This is a genomic window from Pseudomonas sp. GD04058, assembly GCF_029836855.1.
GTDB classification, from domain to species: Bacteria; Pseudomonadota; Gammaproteobacteria; order Pseudomonadales; family Pseudomonadaceae; genus Aquipseudomonas; species Aquipseudomonas bharatica.
In genome coordinates this window covers 22,576-42,072 of sequence record NZ_JAOECN010000012.1, presented here as the reverse complement: position 1 = coordinate 42,072, position 19,497 = coordinate 22,576, and the positions used below count along the sequence as shown (strand labels likewise).

At 65.0% G+C, this 19,497-nt stretch carries 19 protein-coding genes; 6 read left to right on the top strand and 13 right to left on the bottom strand.

Annotation, left to right across the window (positions count from 1 at the left end):
• Window positions 1-16 precede the first annotated feature (16 nt).
• The gene (locus N7650_RS12800; RefSeq protein WP_009401620.1) at window positions 17-1,339 is read left to right on the top strand and encodes a PAS domain-containing methyl-accepting chemotaxis protein; all 1,323 of its coding nucleotides are present in this window, start codon (window positions 17-19) and stop codon (window positions 1,337-1,339) included.
• A 72-nt stretch (window positions 1,340-1,411) separates the two neighbouring features.
• On the opposite strand, the gene N7650_RS12795 is transcribed toward N7650_RS12800, so the two are convergent.
• From N7650_RS12795 to N7650_RS12760, 8 genes are all read right to left on the bottom strand, one after another.
• On the bottom strand, window positions 1,412-2,710 hold the full coding sequence (locus tag N7650_RS12795) for an FAD-binding oxidoreductase (protein ID WP_279898502.1): 1,299 nt from the start codon (window positions 2,708-2,710) through the stop codon (window positions 1,412-1,414).
• Window positions 2,711-3,000: 290 nt separating this feature from the next.
• The gene (hpaD, locus tag N7650_RS12790; protein WP_279898499.1) at window positions 3,001-3,921 is read right to left on the bottom strand and encodes a 3,4-dihydroxyphenylacetate 2,3-dioxygenase; all 921 of its coding nucleotides are present in this window, start codon (window positions 3,919-3,921) and stop codon (window positions 3,001-3,003) included.
• Between the two features lie 225 nt (window positions 3,922-4,146).
• Window positions 4,147-5,079 carry a phosphatidate cytidylyltransferase gene (locus tag N7650_RS12785; protein WP_279898497.1) on the bottom strand — a complete coding sequence of 311 codons (933 nt, stop codon included), beginning with the start codon at window positions 5,077-5,079 and terminating at the stop codon, window positions 4,147-4,149.
• Window position 5,080: 1 nt separating this feature from the next.
• Complete coding sequence (locus N7650_RS12780) at window positions 5,081-5,704, bottom strand: lysophospholipid acyltransferase family protein (protein ID WP_279898495.1); 624 nt, start codon at window positions 5,702-5,704, stop codon at window positions 5,081-5,083.
• Between the two features lie 11 nt (window positions 5,705-5,715).
• Complete coding sequence (locus N7650_RS12775; protein ID WP_009401614.1) at window positions 5,716-6,171, bottom strand: hypothetical protein; 456 nt, start codon at window positions 6,169-6,171, stop codon at window positions 5,716-5,718.
• Complete coding sequence (locus N7650_RS12770) at window positions 6,168-7,487, bottom strand: phosphatase PAP2/dual specificity phosphatase family protein (RefSeq protein ID WP_279898493.1); 1,320 nt, start codon at window positions 7,485-7,487, stop codon at window positions 6,168-6,170. Before N7650_RS12770 ends, N7650_RS12775 begins: the two co-directional genes overlap by 4 nt.
• Window positions 7,487-9,241, bottom strand: a complete 1,755-nt coding sequence (locus N7650_RS12765; RefSeq protein ID WP_279898492.1) for a bifunctional alpha/beta hydrolase/class I SAM-dependent methyltransferase — start codon at window positions 9,239-9,241, stop codon at window positions 7,487-7,489. Before N7650_RS12765 ends, N7650_RS12770 begins: the two co-directional genes overlap by 1 nt.
• Before the next feature lie 26 nt (window positions 9,242-9,267).
• Window positions 9,268-9,870 carry a CDP-alcohol phosphatidyltransferase family protein gene (locus N7650_RS12760; RefSeq protein ID WP_279898491.1) on the bottom strand — a complete coding sequence of 201 codons (603 nt, stop codon included), beginning with the start codon at window positions 9,868-9,870 and terminating at the stop codon, window positions 9,268-9,270.
• A gap of 160 nt (window positions 9,871-10,030) precedes the next feature.
• On the opposite strand from N7650_RS12760, the gene N7650_RS12755 reads away from it, so the two are divergent.
• Entirely contained in the window at window positions 10,031-10,285 is a 255-nt protein-coding gene (locus N7650_RS12755; protein WP_279898490.1) for a ParD-like family protein, read from the top strand.
• Complete coding sequence (gene map, locus N7650_RS12750) at window positions 10,282-11,052, top strand: type I methionyl aminopeptidase (protein ID WP_279898489.1); 771 nt, start codon at window positions 10,282-10,284, stop codon at window positions 11,050-11,052. The genes N7650_RS12755 and map overlap by 4 nt, the downstream gene beginning before the upstream one ends.
• Window positions 11,053-11,153: 101 nt before the next feature.
• Here the strand turns inward: map and N7650_RS12745 are convergent, their stop codons facing one another.
• Genes N7650_RS12745 through N7650_RS12730 form a run of 4 tightly spaced genes read right to left on the bottom strand, consistent with a single transcriptional unit; the run spans window position 11,154 to window position 13,971 of the window.
• Entirely contained in the window at window positions 11,154-11,882 is a 729-nt protein-coding gene (locus N7650_RS12745; RefSeq protein ID WP_009401607.1) for an amino acid ABC transporter ATP-binding protein, read from the bottom strand.
• Window positions 11,869-12,519: an amino acid ABC transporter permease gene (locus N7650_RS12740; RefSeq protein WP_170394749.1), complete on the bottom strand. Its 651-nt coding sequence runs from the start codon at window positions 12,517-12,519 to the stop codon at window positions 11,869-11,871. Before N7650_RS12740 ends, N7650_RS12745 begins: the two co-directional genes overlap by 14 nt.
• Window positions 12,516-13,181 carry an amino acid ABC transporter permease gene (locus N7650_RS12735; protein WP_009401605.1) on the bottom strand — a complete coding sequence of 222 codons (666 nt, stop codon included), beginning with the start codon at window positions 13,179-13,181 and terminating at the stop codon, window positions 12,516-12,518. Before N7650_RS12735 ends, N7650_RS12740 begins: the two co-directional genes overlap by 4 nt.
• Window positions 13,182-13,191: 10 nt before the next feature.
• The gene (locus N7650_RS12730) at window positions 13,192-13,971 is read right to left on the bottom strand and encodes a transporter substrate-binding domain-containing protein (protein WP_009401604.1); all 780 of its coding nucleotides are present in this window, start codon (window positions 13,969-13,971) and stop codon (window positions 13,192-13,194) included.
• Window positions 13,972-14,229: 258 nt separating this feature from the next.
• Here N7650_RS12730 and N7650_RS12725 point away from each other — a divergent pair, with 258 nt between their 5' ends.
• Window positions 14,230-14,934, top strand: coding sequence for a FadR/GntR family transcriptional regulator (locus tag N7650_RS12725; protein ID WP_009401603.1), 705 nt, complete (start codon window positions 14,230-14,232; stop codon window positions 14,932-14,934).
• Between the two features lie 175 nt (window positions 14,935-15,109).
• On the opposite strand, the gene N7650_RS12720 is transcribed toward N7650_RS12725, so the two are convergent.
• Complete coding sequence (locus N7650_RS12720) at window positions 15,110-15,589, bottom strand: OsmC family protein (RefSeq protein WP_009401602.1); 480 nt, start codon at window positions 15,587-15,589, stop codon at window positions 15,110-15,112.
• Between the two features lie 171 nt (window positions 15,590-15,760).
• Between N7650_RS12720 and N7650_RS12715 the strand changes: the two genes are divergently transcribed.
• Both N7650_RS12715 and acnA read left to right on the top strand, forming a co-directional pair.
• Window positions 15,761-16,651, top strand: coding sequence for a LysR family transcriptional regulator (locus N7650_RS12715; protein WP_009401600.1), 891 nt, complete (start codon window positions 15,761-15,763; stop codon window positions 16,649-16,651).
• A 146-nt stretch (window positions 16,652-16,797) separates the two neighbouring features.
• Window positions 16,798-19,473: an aconitate hydratase AcnA gene (gene acnA / locus N7650_RS12710; protein WP_037060878.1), complete on the top strand. Its 2,676-nt coding sequence runs from the start codon at window positions 16,798-16,800 to the stop codon at window positions 19,471-19,473.
• The last annotated feature ends 24 nt before the right edge of the window (window positions 19,474-19,497 follow it).

Here is a 19,497-nt window from a genome sequence, read left to right as displayed (position 1 = left end):
TTGGAGGTAATCCCTCATGTTTCCAGCGTATCGGCGGCTCAAGCAGGAACTGGCAGAGGCACAGGACCGGCTTTCATCCCTCGAGCAGGTCAAGGAAAGCCTCGACCGCGAGATGCTCTTTCTCAAATTGAACTCCCAGGGCCAGGTTCTTTCGGCCAATGCCAATTTCCTCGGCGAAATGCAGTACTCCGCCGCTGCGGTGGAGGGCAAGGTCCTGTTCGGCCTGGTTCCGGAGTATGCCCAGGGCACCAACCACTTCAACCTGATGAAGCGCGCGATCCAGAGCGGCGAACACTGGGCCGGGGCCTTGCAGCTCAAGCGCGGCAATGGCAACGAGGCCTGGTTGCGCGCCATCGTCCAGCCGATCAAGGACCGCAACGGCCAGGTCAACTACATCTCGTTGTATGCAAATGACCTGACCCGCACCATCGAGTCGTCCCGCGAGCGCGAGAACCTGATCGAGGCCCTGCAGCGTTCCACCGCCGTGGTCGAATTCGACCTGCAGGGCAATGTGCTGACCGCCAACGAGCGGTTCCTGCAGGGCATGGGCTATACGCTGGCGGCCCTCAAGGGCCAGCATCACCGGGTGTTCTGCGATCCTGCCGAAGTCGCCTCGCCGCAGTACGAGCGCTTCTGGGACAAGCTGCGCCGCGGTGAATTCATCGCCGACCGCTTCAAGCGCATCGACAGCCATGGCCAGGTGGTCTGGCTGGAGGCAACCTACAACCCGATCTCCGATGCCCATGGGCGGCTGTACAAGATCGTCAAGTTCGCCACGGTGATCACCGACCAGGTCAACCGTGAAATCGCCGTGTCCAAGGCTGCGGAAATCGCCTTCACCACCTCGCAGCACACCGACGACAGTGCCCGCCGCGGCAGCGTGGTGATCCAGGAAACCGTGGAGGTGATCCAGGGCCTGGCGGTGCAGATGGCGGCGGCCGTGGAGGGCATCGCGGCGCTGGACAAGCAGTCGCAGATCGTCGGCAGCATCGTCAAGAGCATCGGCGGCATTGCCGACCAGACCAACCTGCTGGCGCTCAACGCGGCCATCGAGGCGGCCCGGGCAGGGGAGCAGGGCCGCGGATTCGCGGTGGTCGCCGACGAAGTGCGGCAGCTGGCGTCGCGCACCACCAAGGCCACCGAGGAAATCGTCGACGTGGTCACGCAGAACCAGAAACTGGCCGAGGAAGCGGTGCGCATCATCGAGCAAGGCAAGGCCCGGGCCGAGCAGGGCCTGGAGCTATCGGCCCAGGCGGGCAATGTGATCGTCGAGATCCAGGACGGCGCGCAGAAGGTGGTGAACGCGGTGGGGCAGTTTACCAATCAGCTGTCGGTGTGAACCTCGAGGGCCTCATCGCTGGCAAGCCAGCTCCCACAGGTTCGGCGGGGCCCTCAGCAACAACCAAGAGCTTCAACGCCTGCCGTTGAAGAACCCCGACAACTGGTGCAGCGTCTTCGCCGCCGTGAGGATCGCCGGGCGGAAACTGTCCTTGCCGATGATCCGCGCATGCTTCACCGAGCTGAACAGGTCGTAGCGGCTGGAGCCCTCGGCCATGCCTTCGGCGAGGATCTTGCAGACGATGTGGCTCGGTGTCACCCCGAAACCGGAGTAGCCCTGCACATAGAAGGCATTGCGTCGACCACCGAGCGTGCCGATCTGCGGGAACAGGTTGGCGCTGGTGGCCATCGGGCCGCCCCAGGCGAGGTCGATCTTCACGTCCTTGAGGTAGGGGAAGATCTTCAGCATCAAGGCGCGGTTCCAGGCCTTGAGGTCGTTGGGGATGTGCTCGATGAAGGGCGTCGCGGCGCCGAACAGCAGGCGGTTTTCGTTAGTCACCCGGTAGTAGTCGATGACCGGGCGGATATCGCTGTAGGCCCCGCGGATCGGGCTGATGCGCTGGATCAGTTCCTCGGAAAGCGGCTCGGTCATCAACTGGAAGGCGTAGGTGTTGATGGTACGGCTGTGCAGTTCCGGCTCAAGCTTGTTGAGGAAACTGTCGCAGGCCCACAGCAGCTTGGCGGCCTTCACCGACCCGCGGCCAGTACGCACGGTGATGGTGTCGCCATAGCGCACTTCGAGGGCCGCGCTGTGCTCGAAGATGCGCACGCCGTGGCTCACCAGGGCCTGGGCTTCGCCGAGCAGCAGGTTGAGCGAATGCACGTGGCCGCCACCCATGTGCAGCAGGGCGCTGCTGTAGGCGTCGGAGCCAATGATCTGCTTGACCTCGGAACCGCCGAGGAAGCGGATTTCATCCTTGGTATTGACCTTCTTGAACTCCTGCTCCCAGTTGCGCAGGGTGCGGGCCTGCCGGGCGTTGAAACCCATGTAGCCGTAGCCATGGCGAAAGTCGGCATCGATGTCGTACCTGGCGATTCGCTCCTTGATGATGCCGGCCCCCAGTTCGCTGATCTCGAAGATCTGCTGCAGGCCTTGTTCACCGACGCTGCTGCGGATTTTCTCGAGGTCGTGGCCGATCCCGGCCATGATCTGCCCGCCATTGCGCCCGGTGCCGCCGAAGCCCAGGTAGCGCGCTTCCAGCACCACGATATTGGTGATGCCTTTCTCGGCCAGTTCCAGGGCGGTGTTGATGCCGGAGAAACCACCGCCGATCACCACCACGTCGGCTTCGATATCGGCTTCGAGGGTGGGGAAGGCGAGGTTGTACTTCTTGGTGGCGGAGTAGTAGGTGGGCGTTTCGACGTTGATCATGGGGCGGCCTGAATAATTGGAGTTGGGCAGGGGCGACCGTGGCGCTTGTTACACTTTGCATTAAATGCCTAACGGTCGGTAGGTGCTTGACTCAGGTTGCCGGGGGATTTGATCGGGGCTGCCAGGATGGGTAAAGGAAAGAGGGGGCTCATTGCCCTGTGGGAGCTGGCTTGCCAGCGATGAGGCCAGACCCGACAACATCATTGGTGTTGAGGGCCCTATCGCTGGCAAGCCAGCTCCCACAGGGTTTTGCCTATGCCGGGCCTCTGCGGTCTGGCAGGAGCGAATGCTTACAACCGGCCAACCGCCGCCAACTGCCCCGAAGACGCCTGCGCCGCCGGAATCGCCGAGCCATCCTGCGGGGTCACCGGGAAGATCGCATTGATCTGCCCGGTCGCCGACGAGCCGAAGTACGGGGTGACCACCTCGACCTTGCCGTCGTACTTCGACCAGCCCAGGGCGCCGAGAAGCATGGCGGTGTCATGCATGAAGCCTTCGCCATGGCCCTTGACCGCGTATTCAGGGAGCATGGTACAGAAGTCGTCCCACTCGGCGTTTTCCCGCATTTGCACCACGCGGTGGTCGAGGGTTTCCAGGAACGGGCTCCAGACCTTGTCGGCGAATTCCGGGGCCTGGCCGTTCTGGGCGAAACGGTGCGACAGCGAACCGCTGGCGAGGAAGGCGACGGTACCCTCGTAGTGATCTTCCACCGCCTTGCGCAGGGCCCAGCCCAGGCGCGCACTGTCGTTGAGGTAATGCGAGGTGCACAGGGCGGAAACCGAGACGACCTTGAAGTGCTGGTCTTCGTTCATGTAGCGCATCGGCACCAGTGTGCCGTATTCCGGGCCGAGGCTGGTGGCGTCGTGGGCCATGGTCTCGACGCCGAGGCGGTTGGCCTCGGCGGCCATCAGCTTGCCCAGCAAGGCGTTGCCCGGCACTTCGTAGTCCATGTTGGCGATGAAGTGCGGCAGCTCGTTGCTGGTGTAGGTGCCCTTGAAGTGCGGGCTGCAGTTGATGTGGTAGTTGGCGTTGACCAGCCAGTGGGTGTCGAACACCACCAGGGTGTCGACCCCCAGTTCGCGGCAGCGCCGGGAAATCTCCTTGTGGCCATCGATCGCGGCCTGGCGATACCCCTGGCGCGGGCCGGGCAGCTCGGACAGGTACATGGACGGAACGTGGGTGATCTTGGCAGCCAGAGCAAGTTTGCCCATGACGGTACTCCTGGTGGCAGACGCCCTCCTGGCGGGGCGCGGCGATTATCGGGACGTTGGCACGCAGGCACCATCGGCCAGTGGCTGGCTCTTGTGGCCCGTCCCGGACTCGGGAAATGCGGGCTGCCCATTGGACACGGTCACCCGCGTCACCGCTTGCCTTCCTCTGCCAAGCACTTGATCCAGCTTGCCACGGGTGGCTGGGGGCCACCAGTGGCAGGCCGCTTACGCCCACCAATACCGGACGAAATGGAAGAAGATCGGCGCTGCAAAGCACACCGAGTCCATCCGGTCGAGCATGCCGCCGTGGCCCTCGATCATGTGGCCCCAGTCCTTGACCCCGCGGTCGCGCTTGATCGCCGACATCACCAGGCCGCCGAAGAAGCCCATGACATTCACCACCAGGGCCATCAGCGCCGCCTGCCAGGGGTTGAACGGCGTGATCCAGTACAGCGCGGCGCCGACCAGGGTAGCCAGGGCCACGCCGCCGACCAGGCCTTCCAGGGTCTTGGACGGGGAGAGCGACGGTGCAACCTTGCGCTTGCCGAACAACTTGCCGCAGACGTACTGCAACACGTCGCTGATCTGCACCACGAGGATCAGCCAGGCGATCAGCAGCAGGTTGCGCCCCTCGAAGCCGGGGATGTCCAGGGTCATCAGTGCCGGCACCGAGGACAGGCAGTAGACCGCGATCATCAGCCCCCACTGCACCTTGGACGCGCGTTCGAGAAAACGCGTGGTATCGCCGCCGAAGCTGGCCAGGATCGGCAACAACAGGAACAGGTACACCGGAATGAAGATGCTGAACAGCCCGTACCAGTCGAAGCCGATCAGCAGGTACTGCACCGGCAGCGCCACGTAGAACGCCAGCACCAGCGCCGGGTAGTCGCTGCGCCGGGTTGGGGTGAGGGTGATGAATTCGCGCAATGCATAGAACGACACCAGGTAGAACAACACGATCACCCCGGTCTTGCCGAAGATGAACGCCAGCCCGATGACCAGGACCATCACCCACCAGGCGTCGATACGTGCATTGAGGTTATCGATCACCGCGTGTGGGCCGGGGCCGGCGCGCCATTTCAAGGCGCGGCCGATCAGGCTGGCAAGCAGGAGCAGGGCGCCGATGCCGGCGAACAGTGGCCAGGCGGAAGCGTGCATGTCAGACCTCCTTCGGGGCCAGGGCCAGCAGGGCCTGGCTGGCGCGTTCGATAAAAGCCTGCTTGCTCTCGTCGGCCTGCAGTTGCAGCGGCTCGCCGAAGCTCAGGGTGCACAGCAGTGGCAGGGGCAGGGTGCGCCCCTTGGGCATGACCCGGTTGAGGTTGGCGATCCACACCGGTACCAGTTCGATGCCCGGTTGCGCCCGGGCCAGGTGGAACAGCCCGCTCTTGAACGGCAGCAAGGGGGCGTCGCCGAGGTTGCGTGTACCTTCCGGGAAGAAGATCAGCGAATCACCCTGGGCCAGGGCCTCCTTCACGGGCAGCAGCGGATCGGCATCGGGCTCGCTGCGCTGGCGGTCCAGCAGCACGCCGTTGAACACCTTGCGGATCAGGAAACTGCGGATCCCGGGCTTGAGCCAGTAATCGGCTCCGGCCACCGGGCGGGTGCGGCGGCGCAGGGTTTCCGGCAAGGACGCCCAGATCAGCACGAAGTCGCCGTGGCTGCTGTGGTTGGCGAAATACAGGCGCTGGATCGGCAGCGGGCTGCAGCCCAGCCACAGGGCACGGGCCCCGGTGACCAGGCGGGCGAAGGAAGTGATGAGGAAGGCGGTGAATGTAGCGAGCATGGGTGCGTCCTTTATGCAGCCGGTGGAAGCCAGGGCAGGATCAGTAGCCCCGACAACGCCAATGACACTTGTACAGCGAAACAGATGCCTTGCCGGCGCAACAGGCGCAAGGCGCCACGACAACGGGCCAGCCAGTCGCGCTCGGCCACGCCGCGTTTCAGGCCCAGTTCGTACAGGGCCTGGTCGAGGGCCCGGGTGCGGCTGCCCAGGCGTCCGGCATCGTTGGCCAGGGCGCCGATCAATTCGGCATCCAGGGCCACGCGCAGGGCATGGTACTTCTGCGCCAGCCCAAGGATCAGCAGCAAGGCACATAGTGTGCTGGTCAGGCCGGGATGACGGGGCGCCAGCAGCAGCGGCGCCAGGCCGAAACCCAGGGCCAGCAGGCTGATGCCGTCGGACAGCCGTTCGATCTGCCGACCGCGCTCCAGCAGGCGCGCGGTCAGGGCCAGTTGCGGTTCTTCGCTCATGGACAGGCTCCTGGGTGCAAATGTTCCAGCACGCGGCGGTGGGCCGGGTGCAGCACCACGCCGGGCCGGGCCTGGCGGATCAGCGCCTCGGCCGCGTCGATATCCGCGCAGCGGCCGCTGAGTACCAGCCAGGCCGCCACCGCGCTGGCGCTGCGCGAGTAGCCCAGGGCGCAGCAGACCAGCAGCGGGCCATGGGCGCGCAAGGCTTCGATGGTCGCTGCGGCCTCACGGCACAGCGCGGCGTCCGCTACCACCAGGTCCAGGCTGGGCAGGCTGCGATAGTGCTGGCCAGGGGCGGGCGTCATCGGCAGTTCGGCACACAGATCGACTATCCCGGAGAAGGCCGTGGCCTCGCCCCGGGCGGGCAGGCGACCGAGCCAGACGCCGTCGCAGACCTCGTCGGCCTGCGGGTGACGGCGGGTCCACAGGCGTGAATTGATCCAGGCTGCCGCCAGATAGGGTGCCAGCAGCCAGCGTACCGCGCAGGACAGGTTGCCATCAGCCCCTTTCTGGAAGCCGGCAGCGCCGAACACGGCGTAGTTCAGCGCCACTATCAGCAGCGCAATGCCGGGCCACAACAGCCAGAGCCAGAAGCCTTTCAAGGTGAAGGCCAGCGCTGCGAGCAACCCGGCCCCCAGGCCGTAGCGCAGCGCCAGGCCGAGGCGCCGTCGCGACGATTGCAGGCGCGCCAGGCGCAATGGCAGCTCGCCTTCCCGGGGCCACAGCCACAGGCACAGGAAACCGGCCAGGGCACCCGTGGGGAGGTCGATGAAATGGTGTTGCCAGGTGGTCAGTACCGACAGCCCGATCAGCGCCATCCAGGCATGCATCAGGCCACGTAGCCAGGCCCCGCGGGTATGCCGGGCGAACATCGCCCAGACGATCACCAGCAGGGCGATATGCAGGGATGGCGCCTGGTTGTAGGGCTTGTCGAAGCCCATCAGCACATCGAACAGCCAGCCGAATGCGCCAGCGAGTTCCGGGCGCTCGAAGGTGAAGCGCAGCGGCCAGAGCAGGAAGCAGGCGATGCAGATCAGCTGGGCGCTGAGCAGACGCAGCGCGTGCAGGTCCATTTCCCGGCGATTGCGCGGGAGCAGGAAGGACAGGCCGTAGAGCAGGTCGATGGACCAGTAGGGCACGATGCTCCACGACCACAGGGGAATGTGGCGTTCCCAGTCGAAGACCAGCGTGCCGACATCGTTGCGCCCGGCGGTGAAGCTATTGCTCAGGCCATAGCTGAGGAAGAACAGCGGGCCGAGCAACACCAGCCAGAGCACGCCGCGCTTGATCAGCCCCGGTTCGCGCGAGACCTGCATCAACGTACCCGCCGGGCCAGGCTGACGCTGAAGATGCCCCATTCATCGATGCGCTGCTCCAGCTTGCGGAAGCCGGCGGCCTCGACCAGTTGGTCCATCTCCGCCTGGCTGCGCCGACGCATGACCCAGGGCTGACCGTCGCGATGGCTGGTCAGGGCGCGGGCGATCATCTCCAGTTGCGGGTGCCACGGCTGGCCGGTGTAGACCAGGTAGCCGCCGTCTTCGACGGCATCGGCCAGGCCGCCGAGGGAGGCGCGGATCAGGTCGTTGTCGGGGAACAGCTCGTACAGCCCGGACACCACCGCCACGCTCGGCCGTGGATCGAGGGCGGCGAGGGACGCCCGGTCGAAGGCGTCGCCACGCACGAAGCGGGCGATATCGCCCAGGCCTTTCTCCTCGATCAGCACGCTGCCCTGGCTGACGTTCAGCTCGCTGTAGTCGCGCAGCAAGATCGAATCGGGACGCTGTTCCAGCCCTTCCAGTGCTTCGAGAATGTAGCGCCCGTGGCCGGCGGCGATATCGACGATATGCACCGCCCGCCCTTGTTCGCGCAGGCGGGCGATGGCCAGGCGCAGCAGTTCCTCGGCATGCAGCTTGCGCTGGCGGATGCCGCGCCAGCCGATGGCGTCGAGGTAGTTGCGGTCCACCAACTGGCCGAAGTTGCCCTTGCCGGCGGGCTGGTTACGGTAGACGTAGTCGAGGGTGCTACCGGAATCGAAACCGGTGTCGAAGCCCAGCTTGATGCCCTCGGACAGCCCCTTGCCCAGGCGCAGCGAGGCGCGGGTGGCCTGCCAGTAGAGGTTGCGCGGCGAGTATTTCGGCAACGGCGCAGCCAGGCTCTCGGCCTCGGCGCAACTGGCGCCCTGCCTGTCGGCGTCGAGCAGGCTCGGGCGCTGCGCGGGCTGCTGGAAACACTGGCGGACGAAACGCCGGATCCGTGCCAGGGCATGGCCGCGATCGCGCTCGCCGAGGGTGTCGTGGAAGAAGCCGGGGAGGATGTGCTTTTCCTTGTGCAGGGTGCCAAGCCGCTCGAAGAAATCTTCCTGCGGCTTGCGCCGGACCACCACGTCGGCTCCGGAAATCAGCAGTTGCGTGGGGATCTGGATCGCCTGGGCATCGGCCACCACCCGATCGGCCGCATCGTACAGGCCAAGCAGCATGTTCACCGAGATCGGCCGGGTGATCAGCGGATCGCTGCGGTAGCTCAGCACCCGCTCCGGATCATGGGTAAGCAGCTGCGGCTTGACGTAGCTGTTGACGAAGAAATTGCCGCGCCAGGCGCGCAGGGCCTTGAGACCGGGGCGGGCGAAGGGCACGTAGAGCTTGATATCGAAGGCCGGCGAGGCCAGCACCAGGCAGCGCACCTTGGGCGCGTAGTCATGGGCCCAGGTCGCCACCAGCACGGCACCGACGCTCTGGGCGAGAACGGCGATATCCGTTTCGGGAATCCCGTGCTGGTCGCCGATATGGCAAATGAAGGTCTGCACGTCGCGCACGCTGTGGGCGAAGCCCGGGCTGTCGCCGCGGGTGCCCGGGGACTGGCCGTGGCCGCGGGCGTCCCAGGCGAAGAAGTCGTGATCGGGCAGGTCCAGTTCGTCTACCAGGTGAGCCATGCGGCCGCCGTGTTCATGGCCGCGATGGAACATGACCACGGCCTTCCTGGCCTGGCCCGGCTCGCGTTGTGCCGGCCAGTGGCGATAGAACAGCTCGACGCCGTCATGGGTAGTGAAATGCGATGAATGCACCTGACGCATGGGACAGATCCTTATCCGGCTGGAGTTCAGCGGGTTTCGGCCAGACCTTGGCGAACCCGGTTATAGAGAGTGAACAGGCATAGCAGCAGGACCACCAGCAATACGCCGTTGACCCAGGCTGGCGGCATGGCGAGGGCCACTGCCAGGCCCAGGGCGCCGAAGACGAAGGCACGGTCGCTCTTGCCCATGGGGCCGTCGTAGCGTCGCGAAGCTCCGGCCAGCGGACCCATGACTCCGGCGTATTCGCTGACCAGCGCGGCCATGGCCACCAGTACCACCAGCAGCGGCCATACCCCGGGCAGCAGGGCGAAGGGCAGGTACAGCACGGTATCGGCAATGACGTCGCAGAGTTCGTTGAGGTAGGCGCCCAGGCGCGATTGCTGGCCGAACTCCCGGGCGAGCATGCCGTCCACGGCGTTGAGCGCCATGCGCAGCAGCATCCATAGCGGCAGCAGGGCGAACAGCCACGCATGGGAAGCGCCCCAGGCGAGCAACACGCCGAGCAGTACGGAGATCAGGGCGGCGGCGAGGGTTACCTGGTTGGCGGTGACGCCGCGCTCATGCAGGCGGCTGACACCCGGGCGCAACAGCGCCTGGAAGCGGGGTTTGAGCTGGTAGATCGATGGCACTTGAACTTCCTTGAGCAGATGCGTGACCGGGCTATCGATAAAGCGTAAGCGCGAAACTGTGCTTTTCCAGCGAAGCGCCGTACAGGGCTTCAAGCGGGAAATGTTACCCAGCGCAAATTTTCGGGTAGTATACGATTCGTCTGCGTTTCATATAGGAAATGTGGGTATCGTAAAGATCTCTGAAAGCATGCATGAGAGCCTTCGCGTCGCCAGTAGTGCCCTGAGTCGCTCGATCAATGCCCAGGCCGAACACTGGATGCGCATCGGCATGCTCGCCGAGCTGCATCCCGACCTGAACCACAACGAAATCTGCCGTCTGCTGATCCAGGCCGAACAGCAGGGTGGCCTCGATATCAGGCAGGTCTGCGCCCTTGGCGGCGCCTCGAGCCCACGCGTCCTGGAGGCCCAGCATTGAGAAACATCACCCTGCATACCCCCGAGCAGATCGCCCGCTCGCGCATCGCCGCCGAACTGGCCGCCGATGTGCTGGCGATGATCAAGCCGCATGTCCAGCCCGGGGTCAGCACCGATGAGCTGGACCGCATCTGCCACGACTACATCGTCAACGTGCAGAAGGCCATTCCGGCCAACGTCGGCTACCACGGGTTCCCCAAGACCCTCTGCATCTCGGTCAACGAGGTGGTGTGCCACGGCATTCCGTCGGCACGGGTGCTCAACGAAGGTGACATCGTCAATATCGACACGGCAGTGATCAAGGACGGCTGGTACGGCGATACCAGCCGCATGTACACCGTGGGCAAGGTCAGCGCCGAAGCCCAGCGTTTGATCGACGTGACCTTCGAGGCCATGTGGGCGGGGATTCGCGTGGTGCGGCCGGGGGCGACCCTGGGCGATATCGGCCACGCCATCCAGTCGGTGGGCGAGGGCGCCGGATTCAGCGTGGTCCGCGAATACTGCGGACATGGCATCGGGCAGGTCTACCATGGCGAACCGCAGATCCTGCATTTCGGGCAGCGGGGCTATGGCATGCGCTTGAAGAAAGGGATGATCTTCACCATCGAGCCGATGCTCAACTACGGCAAGCGCCAGACCCAGACCCTGGCGGACCAGTGGACGGTGGTCACCAGGGACAATTCATTGTCGGCGCAGTGGGAGCATATGGTGGTGGTGACCAGCGATGGATTCGAGGTCCTCACCACCTGGCCTGAGGACCGCCGCTAACCTTGTGGGCACTGGCTTGCCAGCAATTGGGCCTGACCTGACAGCATCATTGCTCAAGCCGGCCTCATCGCTGGCAAGCCAGCTCCCACAGGGTTCTGTGTTCAGGCAACGCTACCAATGAAATTCGCCAGCTCCGGCGTTTGCGGTGCGTCGAACAGCACCTTCGGATCGCCCATCTCATGCACCTTGCCCTGGTGCATGAACACCAGCTTGTCGCCTACCTCACGGGCAAAGCGCATTTCGTGGGTGACCATCACCAGGGTCATGCCTTCCCGCGCCAGTTCGCGGACCACCGCCAGCACTTCGTTGACCAGCTCCGGGTCCAGCGCCGAGGTGATTTCATCGCATAACAGCACTTTCGGCGACATCGCCAGGGCCCGGGCGATGGCCACCCGCTGCTGCTGGCCACCGGAAAGCTGGTCGGGGAAGGCGTCGAAACGATTGCCCAGGCCGACCCGGTCGAGCATGCGCTGCGCCAGCTCGCGGGCTTCGGCCTTGGGCGTTTTCTTCACCAGTTGCGGGGCGAGCATGACGTTCTCGCCGATGCTCAGGTGCGGGAACAGGTTGAACTGCTGGAAAATCATCCCGACCTTCTGTCGCAACGACCGCAGGTCGGCACGGGCGGCGTCGAGGTACTCGCCGTCCACCTCGATCACCCCATCATTGATCGACTCCAGGCCGTTCAGGGTGCGCAGCAAGGTGCTCTTGCCCGAGCCGCTGCGTCCGATGATCGCCACCACCTCGCCTTGCTCGATGCTCAGGTCGACACCCTTGAGGACATGGTTGTCCCCGTAGTACTTGTGCAACGCGGACACTCTAACCAGCGGCATGCAGCCTCCTCTCCAGGTAACGCGCACCCAGGGACAATGGAAAACACAGGATGAAATAGCCCAGGGCAACCAGGCCGTAGATCAGGAAGGGTTCGAACGTGGCATTGGCCAGCATGCCGCCGGTCTTGGTCAGTTCGGTGAAACCGATGATCGAGGTCACCGCGGTGCCCTTGACCACTTGCACCGAAAAGCCGACGGTCGGCGCCACGGCGATACGCAGGGCTTGCGGCAGGATCACATGGCGCAGTTGCTCGTAGCGGTTCAGCGCCAGGCTCGAGCCTGCCTCCCATTGCCCGCGCGGGATCGACTCGACGCAGCCGCGCCAGATCTCGGCGAGGAAGGCGCTGGTGAACAGGGTCAACGCCACTGTCGCCGCCATCCAGGCCGAGACGTCGATGCCGAACAGGGCAATGCCGAAGAACACCATGAACAGCTGCATCAGCAGTGGCGTGCCCTGGAATAGCTCGATATAGCAGCGGGCAAGCACGCGCAGGCTGGCGTTTTCCGAGATTCGTGCCAGCAGCATCAGCAAACCGCCCAGGCCGCCGCAGACGAAGGCCACCAGCGACAGCAGCAGGGTCCACTGCAGGCCGACCAGCAGGTTGCGGACGATGTCCCACAAGGTGAATTCCATCAGCCTTTCCTCAGGATCAGGCGCCGGCCCAGCAGGTTGAGCACCTGGCGCACGGCGATGGCCATCAGCAGGTACACCAGGGTGGTCAGCAGGTAGGTTTCGAAGGCGCGGAAGTTGCGCGACTGGATGAAGTTGGCGGCGAACGACAACTCTTCGGTCGCAATCTGCGAGCACACCGCCGAACCCAGCATGACGATCACGATCTGGCTCGACAGCGCCGGCCATACCCGCGCCAGGGCCGGGCGCAGGATTACGTGGCGGAAAGTCTCGACCCGGCTCAGGGCCAGGGCCGCCGCGGCTTCCAGCTGACCCCGCGGTATCGCCTGGATGCCGGCGCGGATGATCTCGGTGGAATAGGCGCCCAGGTTGATGATCATGGCCAGCACCGCGGCCTGCCATTCCGTCATGCGCAGGCCCAGGGCCGGCAGGCCGAAGAAGATGAAGAACAGCTGGACGATGAAGGGTGTGTTGCGGATCAGTTCCACGTACGCCGCGAACACCCAGTTGAACGGACGCAGTTGCCAGGCGCGGACCACCGCGCCAAGGATGCCCACGGCCACGCCGGCCACGGTACCGATCAGGGTCAGCTCCAGGGTGAACAGCGCACCCTTGAGCAGCAGGTCACCCTGGGCCAGTACTGCAGCGAAATCGAATTGATAGGCCATGCGCAAGGGCTCACTGGAAGTCGGCGGGCAGCGGTTGCTTCAGCCATTTCTCGGCATTGGCGTTGAGGCTGCCATCGTTGCGGGCTTCGGTGAGGATCGCGTTGACCTTGTCGCGCAGCGCCGGCTGCTCCTTGCTCATGCCGACGTACACCGGCGAGTCCTTGAGCTTGACCTTGAGCACCGGCACCTTCTTCGGATTCTTCTCGGCGATCGCCGCCATCACCACGCTGCCGCTGGCAATCAGATCGACCTGGCCGGACAGGTAGGCGGCGATGGTCGAGTTGTTGTCCTCGAAGCGCTTGATGGTGGTGCCCTGCGGGGCCACGGCACTGAGCTCCATGTCCTCGATGGCGCCGCGGGTCACGCTGATGGTCTTGCCGGCCAGGGCCTCGACCTTGTCGATACTGCTGTCTTCGGGGCCGAACACGCCGAGGTAGAAGGGCGCGTAGGGCAGGGAGAAGTCCACCACCTTCTCGCGCTCGGGGTTCTTGCCCAGGCTCGAGATCACCAGGTCGACCTTGCCGGTGGTGAGGAACGGGATGCGGTTGGTGCTGTTGACCGGGGTCAGGGCCAGCTTCACCCCCAGCTTGTCCGCCAGCAGTTGCGCGGTGTCGATATCCAGGCCGCGGGGCTTGAGGTCCGGGCCGACCGAGCCGAACGGCGGGAAGTCCTGGGGCACGGCGACCTTGAGCACGCCGCGCTGGGTGATGTCGCCGAGCACATCGGCCTGGGCGCCGAGGGCGCTGCCGCAGAGCAGGGTGGCAAGCAGGAGTTTGCGGAAGGAAATCATGGTCGGTGCCTCGCAGCGGAAAGGTGTGTTTCCGGCTATTGCAGTCGCCGTGCCAGCCTGCGGAGGAAACCATGGAAACGAGCTGGAAAGCAGGTGTTGTGCGGTATTACTGGTCTGAACAGTTGTGGGTCTTGCCGGCGCCGTATGCCCCGAGAAAAGGCAGGCGCCACGGGCCTGCGCCAGGATGGAGCGAAACTTGCGCGGCAGGTGAGAAAGGACGTAAAACAGCGCATCTTCCGTTCCGACTGGTCTGAACACATGTTCGAAACCCCCACCCGCAGCGCCGTCCCGGAGCAGGCCGTGCAGGCTATCCAGCAACTGATCCGCGAAGGCGGATTCCAGGCTGGCGATGCCCTGCCATCGCAGCGCGACCTGGCGGAGCGATTGGGTGTCAGCCGGGCGTCACTGCGCGAAGCGCTATCGTCCCTGAGTGCGCTGGGCGTGGTCAGCGTGCAGCCGGGCAAGGGCGTGTTCGTGCAGGCGGCGAAGCCGCTACCGGCTAGTGAATCACCCTGGTTCGCCTGGCCTTTCGCCGCCCAGATCGGTGCGGCGGATACCTTCCAGTTGCGCTACGTGCTGGAAGGCTTCGCCGCCGGCCAGGCCGCCAATGCCCTGACCGCCGACGACCTCGATGCCCTTGAGGTGAATGTCGAGGCCATGCGCGTGGAACTGCGGGCGGGCAATTTCGAGGCGGCGGCGCAGCTGGATTTCGCCTTCCACCGCCGTCTGCTGGAGGCCGGTGGCAACCTGGCGATGCTGCATATCGTCACCAGCAGTGAAGCGATCTTCGTCGAAAGCCAGAAGCTGCCGTTCATCCGTCCCGAGCGCGCCATGGAAACCTGGCAGGAACACCGCAAGATACTGCGCGCCCTGGCCCGGCATTCTCCGGCCGCAGCGCAGAAGGCCATGCAGGAACATATCCGCAACGCGGCGGCGCGTTGCGGGATCGTGTTTGCTGCCTAGGTTTCCAGCGCAAACCCCTCGCAATGATCCAACATTGCGCAGTTTGTGGAAGTCGCTGGAGGAGGTGAGGCTGCCATGGACCCTGTGGGAGCTGGCTTGCCAGCGATTTGGCCCTATCCGACAACATCATTGCCCAGACCGGCCTCATCGCTGGCAAGCCAGCTCCCACAGGGCCTCAAGATGGTTGCAGTATCAGCTCCCCCTCATGCTCCACCGGAAAGTTCACCGACCTGGCAATGAAGCACTTCTGATGCGCCAGTCGATGCAGCGAGCGTGCCTGCTCCAGGTCCGTGCCGGGTGCCAGGGTCACCTTCGGTTTCAGGGTCACGGAGGTAAATTGCCCGGCACCGTTGGCTTCTTCGACCATCTCGCCTTCGGCGCGATCTTCATAGGCCTGGACCACAATCCCGGCCTCGGCGCACAGCCCCAAGTACCAAAGCTTGTGGCAGGCCGAAAGCGAGGCCAGCAGCAACTCCTCCGGATTCCAGCGCGCTGGATCGCCGCGGAAGGCCGGGTCCGACGAGCCTTCGATCGCCGGCTTGCCGTCGCCCTGGATCAGATGGTCGCGGCTGTAGCCCCGATAGGACGCGGTTCCCGTGCCCTGGTTGCCGGTCCAGGTAACAGTGACGGCGTAGTGGTGGTGTTTTTCGGCCATGAGCTTCGTCCTGAAAATGAGCGGTAATCCAGCCTACGCCCTGAGTGCGCCATCATGAAACCGGCAACCGGGTCAATGTTGATTGCACGGATGCAATAGGCCCGGCAAATTGAGCAGCCTGCACGATTCCCCTAGAATCAGCGCCCTTTCTGGCCGATGGAGCAATCGCCCATGCGCTACGACCTGACCAGCCTCGACCTGTTCATCACCGTCGCCCAGGAACGTAACCTGACCCGCGCCGCGCGGATCAGGCACCTGGCCGTCTCGGCCATCAGCAAGCGCATCAGCGAACTGGAGGCGCAGATCGGCTCGCCCTTGCTGATCCGCAATGCCCGCGGCGTCGAGCTCACCCCGGCGGGGCAGTCGTTGCTGTTCTATGCGCGCCAGCTCAAGCAGACCCTGGCCCAACTGGACACCGAGCTGGGCGACTACGCCAGCGGGGTGAAGGGGCATATCCGCATCCATGCCATTACCTCGGCGCTCTCGCAGTTCCTGCCCCAGGACGTGGCCGGCTTTGCCGAGCTGTACCCGCAGATCAAGTTCGATATCGAGGAGCGGGTCGGTTCGGCAGTGGTGCGGGCGGTGGCCGACGGTCGCGCCGACCTTGGCATCATCGCTGCGCAGACCGCTGCCCAGGGTCTCGAAACCCTGCCGTACCGTAACGACCAGCTGACCCTGGTGGTTCCCAGCGGCCACGTCCTGGCCCAGCGCAGGTCGGTGCCGTTTCGCGATGCCCTGGAGCACGAGTTCGTCGGGCCGCATCTGGAAAGCTCGGTGCACATGCTGTTGACCAGCGAGGCGGAAAAGCTCGGCCTGGCCTTGCGCCTGCGCATCCGTATCAGCAGCTTCGACTGCATGTGCCGCCTGGTTTCGGCGGGCCTGGGCGTTGCCGTCCTGCCGCGCAGCGTGGTCATGCAGTACCAGCGCAGCCATTCGCTCAAGGCCGTGCCCCTGGCCGAAGACTGGGCGCAACGCTCGCTGGTGCTGGTCTTGCGTAAATACGATGCGGCCTCCGCCACCCTCAAGACCTTTATCGACCATCTGAAACTCGGCGAGGAGTGATCCACTCGAGCGTTCTCCATCGGAGAACGCTTCTGTGGCAATCGACCAATTTTCATCCCGCCTGCCTGCTCCTAGTATCGGCCCCATCAACGGCGCACGGCCTGGTCCGGCCCGTGACCCTTATAAAAAGCCGAGCGATGAGCAGCATGACCGAGACAGCCCGCGACCTTCTTTCCCCCTTGATGATCGAGCAGCAGGAGTTTGCCTACGTCGACCTGCACAAGCTGCTGGATGCCGCGCAGGTCGAGCGCCTGCCGTACTCGATCCGCATCCTCCTGGAGAACGTCGCCCGCTGCTCGCCCGAGGCATTGCCCTCGGTGCTGGCCCGTGCCACCGGCCAGGGCCCGACCTGCGAAGTGCCGTTCCAGCCCAACCGCTTGATGTTCCACGACACCACCTGCCTGCCGGCGCTGGCCGACTTCGCCGGGATGCGCGACGTGGTCGCCGAGCTGGGGGGCGACCCGCAGGCGATGAACCCGCTGATCCCGGCGGTGCTGACCATCGATCACTCGGTGATCGTCGAGCGCTATGCCGAGGCCGATGCGGTGGAGCAGAACCTCGATATCGACTTTCGCCGCAACGGCGAGCGTTACCGCTTTATCAAGTGGGCACAGAAAAGCCTCGACAATTTCGCGGTGATCCCTCCCGGCACCGGCATCATCCACCAGATGAACATGGAAGCGCTGGCCAGGGTGGTCTGGGAAGGCCGCAGCGCCGATGGCCGGCGCCTGCTGCACCCGGACGACATGGTCGCCACCGACAGCCACACCCCGATGATCAATGCCATCGGTGTGCTCGGCTGGGGTGTTGGCGGCCTGGAAGGACAGGCGGCGATGGTCGGCGAGCCGGTGCCGATCAGCTTCCCCGATGTGGTCGGTATCCGTGTGGTCAACGCCTTGCGCCCGGGCGTCACCGCCACCGACCTGGCCCTGCATGTGGCCGAGATCCTGCGCAGGCGCCCGATGGTCGGCAAGTTCGTCGAGTTCACCGGGCCCGGCCTGTCCACCCTGGGCTGGGCCGCGCGCGGCACGGTGTCGAACATGGCGCCGGAATATGGCGCCACCGTGGTGTTCTTCCCATTCGACGACGAGACCCTGAGTTACCTGGAATTGAGCGGCCGTTCGCCGCAACTGCGCCAGCAAGTGGCCGCCTACATGAAAGCCCAGCCGCTATGGCGCCGGGACGATCTGCCGGAGCCGCAGTTCGACGACCTGATCGAACTGGATCTCGCCAGCCTGGAACCGAGCGTTGCCGGGCCGCACCAGCCGCACCAGCGCCAGCCGCTTTCCGCTGCCGGCGCCTCGTTCCGCGAGGAAGTGCTGGGTGGCGAAGGGCTGATTGCAGGTCCCGCTGCCCAGGCGTTCTTCGAGCCGTCCTTCGGCGAGTCCATCAGCCATGGCGCCGTGGTGATGTCGGCAATTACCAGTTGCACCAACACGGCCAACCCGTCGCTGATGATCCAGGCCGGCCTGCTGGCCCGCCGTGCCCGTGAACGGGGGCTGCAACGCAAGCCGTGGGTGAAGACGTCGCTGTCGCCAGGCTCACGGGTGGTCGCCGACTACCTGGCCGAGGCCGGCTTGCTGGACGACTTCTCGGCCCTTGGTTTCGACCTTGCCGGTTTTGGCTGCATGACCTGCATCGGCAACTCCGGCAAGCTCGAAGCGCATGTGGAGGACTTCGCCGAGCAAGGTTTGAAGGGCGTGGTGGTGCTATCCGGCAACCGCAACTTCGAAGGCCGGGTCAACCCGAAGGTGCCTGCCGGTTACCTGGCCTCGCCAGCGCTGTGCGTGGCCTACGCCATCGCCGGGCGTATCGATATCGACCTCACCCGCGATGCCCTGGGCGACGATGCTCAAGGCCGGCCGGTCTATCTGCATGATCTGATGCCGGCGGACGCCGAGGTCGCCGAACAAGTGGCCCGGGTGGTGCGGCCGGAGTATTTCCGGCAGCGCCTGGCCACGGTCTGGGACGGTACTCATCATTGGCAGGCGCTGTCCGCCGAGGGCAGCGTGCAGTTCCCCTGGAGTCCGCAATCCACCTACCTGCGCCGCCCGCAATACCTCGCCGATATCCAGCCCCAGGCACGGGACAGCCTGGCGATTTCCGGCGCGCGGACCCTGATGGTACTGGGCGACAACGTCACCACCGACCACATTTCCCCGGCCGGGGCGATTCCGGCCGATAGCCTGGCCGGACAATGGCTGCTGGCGCGTGGCGAGGATCCTCGGGACCTCAACCAGTACTCGACCCGGCGCAGCAACCACGAGGTCATGTTGCGTGGCGCATTCACCAATAAATCCGTGCACAACCGCCTGCTGGCCGAACAGCCGGGGCAGGGCGCCTGGGCGCGCACGGCGGACGGCATCGATGTGCTGCCGTTGTACGAAGCGGCCAGCAGCTATGCCGGCACGCCACTGGTCGTGTTCGCCGGGATCAACTACGGCGCCGGCTCCAGCCGCGACTGGGCGGCCAAGGCCCAGGCGCTGCTCGGGGTCAAGGCGGTGGTGGCGCGCAGTATCGAGCGGATCCACCGCAGCAACCTGATCGGCATGGGCGTGATCCCGTTGCAGTTCAAGGACGGGCAGTCGGTGGACGACCTGAAGCTGGACGGCAGCGAAGCGCTGGACTTTGTCGGGCTGGATGATCTGCAGGTCGGCGACAACCCGGTGCTGCTGGTGATTCGCCGGGCCGATGGCGAGCGGAACGAGGTGCAGGTCGGGGTGCGGATCGATTCGCTGCAGGAGGTGCGCTACCTGCGCAATGGCGGGGTGCTGCCCTATGTGATCCGCAAGGTCGTGGCCAGGACCAACGTTTCGCGGTGACCCGGATCGCTGGCAAGCCAGCTC